The sequence below is a fragment of the Shewanella sp. SG41-4 genome (genome assembly GCF_014164505.1).
Lineage (GTDB): Bacteria > Pseudomonadota > Gammaproteobacteria > Enterobacterales > Shewanellaceae > Shewanella.
On record NZ_JACJFI010000363.1, the window covers coordinates 1 to 3,129 of the forward strand.

A 3,129-nucleotide genomic window follows, 5' to 3' on the forward strand; every position below is an offset into this window, starting at 1 on the left:
TTACCTCAACTCGGGCTAAGAGATGGGATAAACAAGCTAAATTCAACATGTTTAATCTATTGAATAGCAAACTTGCTATTTGTTTTCAAAACAAGGCGCATTAACACGTCAATAGCTGGCCTATTGCACGTTAATGGAACGCAGTTAGCAAGACAAAGAGCTGTTTGGTAACCGTTTATTATCCCGAGCTGAGGTTACTTTGTACGACTTAATCTAAATTGCATGTAGGCAGCTGTAATCGCATTGGCATCTTCAACTTGAGGATAATGCCCTAATGTTGGCATAGTGGTGACATTAGCGTTTGGGATTAACTTATAAAAACGATCGATCATGTGTTGACCAGAGATAGGATCTTTAGCCCCTGCGATCAATTTGATCGGTATTGCACTATTGATAATAGCCCCTACCCAACGTTCACGATGTTGTTTACGTTGGGTGATATAGTTAATGATTTTATGCATTACCGCGATACCATTATTGTGATTAAGCAATTGCCATAATGTGTCGATGACTTGCGGTGTCGGCGGTGTCGATGGCCCAAATATACGTTGTAAATTAGCAGCAAACTTTTGTTTGTTAATTAACTTAGACACCAGAGGCCCTAATGGAGACAGTAGCAAGCTTTGAATGAGCAGAGGTTTGTGGGTTTCTGGGAACAAGCCACCATTGAGAAAACACACACTTTCAATGGCCAATGTACTGCTGCCATCAAGTTGTCTTGCTAATAATTCTTGCGCGACCGTATCACCATAGTCATGAGCTAAAATATGATAATGGCGAACGCCAAATTGCTGTAAAACAGCTTCATAAATATCGGCCTGCTGACTGATTAAATAGTCTGCATTTTTAGGTTTGTCTGATAATCCAAAACCCAGCATATCAAGGGTGACCACAAAATAGTGTTGAGTTAACTCATGCCACATACCTTCCCAATCCCAGCTGGCACTGGGGTAGCCATGAATTAATAATAACGCTGGCGCCGTTCGCTCCCCAGCTTGACGAGTAAAAATTTGCTGATCGTTAATAGACACAAATTGTCCATGTTGTTGCCATTCGCACAATGGAATCATTACTTAAGTTTTCCGTTAAATGATGGGCTTAACAAGCAGATTTACACATTTAATCTATGTTGGCTAATTTGTTTTGTTGATGTTGGCCCTTAAACAGAATTACCTACTTCACTTAACACGATAATAATTAAATGCTTATTTCAATTAGCATGTTTCATGCCTTTAAATCGCTACGAAAGTAGTATTTTTGATTATTGGACATATACTTAATGAGATCCCCTCATAATGGCGGTAAACCTATTGATGCAAACGCAAGTGAATCCACACGTATTAAATGATCACTTAAAGTTACTATACCAAAATGCAATTCCAGGCATTGCCATTACTATCGTCGCTTCTGCTGGATTAGCTTTTGGATTTGAGGATCATTCTACAGAACACCATAAATTAACATGGTGGTTGTGTATATCAGGGTTACTGTGTTTTCGTATCATTGATACTATTTTATGGTATATACGTGTAAACAAAGGCTTATTAAGTCGTCAAAATGACTTATATCGTTTTGGTGCGGGCGTGTTATTAACCGCATTTTGTTGGGCGTTTTACTGTGTTTATTTTTATAGTAAATCAAATATTGATGAATTATTTTCTGCCATGGTGATTGTGTCTGCAATGGCTGGCGGCGCAGCAACGGTTTTATCTGGCAATAAACGAATATCTCAAGCTTACACGTTAATAATGTTGGCACCTTTTTCTTTGTTGATGGTAATAGGCAACAACCCTACTCACTTACTTTTAGGGTTATTGGGTTTAGCATATGCCCTAGTCATGTTGTCTATCGCTAATACTGCAGCTAACTTTACTAAACATTCTATTATGTTACGTAACGAGCATACTGAATTATTAAAAAATATGGAGCTTAAGGTCCAACAACGAGCCCAAAAAATAACTGAATTAAGTCAACTCGATTCACTCACCCAACTACTGAATCGTAGCGCCTTTTTAGCGGCTGCAAATAAACAGTTGTCTCAAGTAAACACCGATAATCAATATGCAATTTTCTTCCTCGACTTAGATGGTTTTAAACAAGCCAATGATAATTTTGGCCACAGAGTAGGTGATGAGGTGCTCACCGAAGTAGCAAAACGAATTAAGCACGCTTGTCGTCACGATGACATTGTTTGTCGCTGGGGCGGCGACGAATTTATTATCATGGCCCACCAAACGCCTAATTATCGATTTGAAGAGTTAGCCATCTCACTTAAAAAACACATCACCCAACCTATCACGACCACACAGCATGTCCTTAATATGGACTGCTCTATTGGTATTGCTATGTACCCTGACCACGGTGAGTCAATATACGACTTAATCAGTTTGGCCGATTTATCTATGTATAGCCGTAAAGATAAGAGTAATGGTAGCGTTGATTACGTCATGTTTAGTGACGGATTAGCGAAAAAAATCAAGCATGAAATGCACCTAAGCAAAGGGATTACGCAAGCTATTACCAAGCAACAATTGCGCTTGGTTTTTCAACCTATTATTGATTCTGTTACGGGTGATATTGCATCGGTTGAGGCATTACTCAGATGGAATTTTGAAGGCAACGCCATTCTGCCAGATGTGTTTATTCCTTTAGCAGAAAAAAATGGCGCGATTAAACAAATAGGTTACTGGGTGCTGGAAGAGTCAATGCGCAAATTGTCAGCATTGCATGCAATCAAGCCACATTTAACGATGTGCATTAATGTGTCGGTAATTCAATTTGAAGATGTTGATTTTGTCAGTAAAGTTAACAATATTATTAATCTGTACGACATTGAACCCTCTAAAGTACATATAGAAATCACTGAGTCGGTTTTTTCAAACGACAAGATTAAATTAATTGAAATGGTAAACGCACTACAGTCACTCGGCTTTATGATTTCGATTGATGACTTTGGCACTGGCTATTCGTCATTGTCAGTGATCCAAGATTTACATGTTAATACCGTCAAAATTGACCGTTCTTTTATCAATAATCTTCACTTGAATGGTATTGATATTGTGAAAGCCGTCATGGTGATGTCGCATGGTCTTGGCTACCGTATTGTCGCTGAAGGGGTTGAAGACCAAC

The 3,129-nt window shown here is 38.8% G+C and carries 2 protein-coding genes; one reads left to right on the forward strand and one right to left on the reverse strand.

From position 1 onward, the window contains the following. Positions 1-194 precede the first annotated feature (194 nt). Positions 195-1,070 (reverse strand): alpha/beta fold hydrolase, encoded by an 876-nt coding sequence (locus H5202_RS19620; RefSeq protein WP_182773546.1) that lies wholly within the window; start codon positions 1,068-1,070, stop codon positions 195-197. Positions 1,071-1,295: 225 nt separating this feature from the next. On the opposite strand from H5202_RS19620, the gene H5202_RS19625 reads away from it, so the two are divergent. Beyond that, positions 1,296-3,129 (forward strand): putative bifunctional diguanylate cyclase/phosphodiesterase (locus H5202_RS19625; protein ID WP_182773547.1); only part of this gene is annotated, 1,834 nt, incomplete at its 3' end.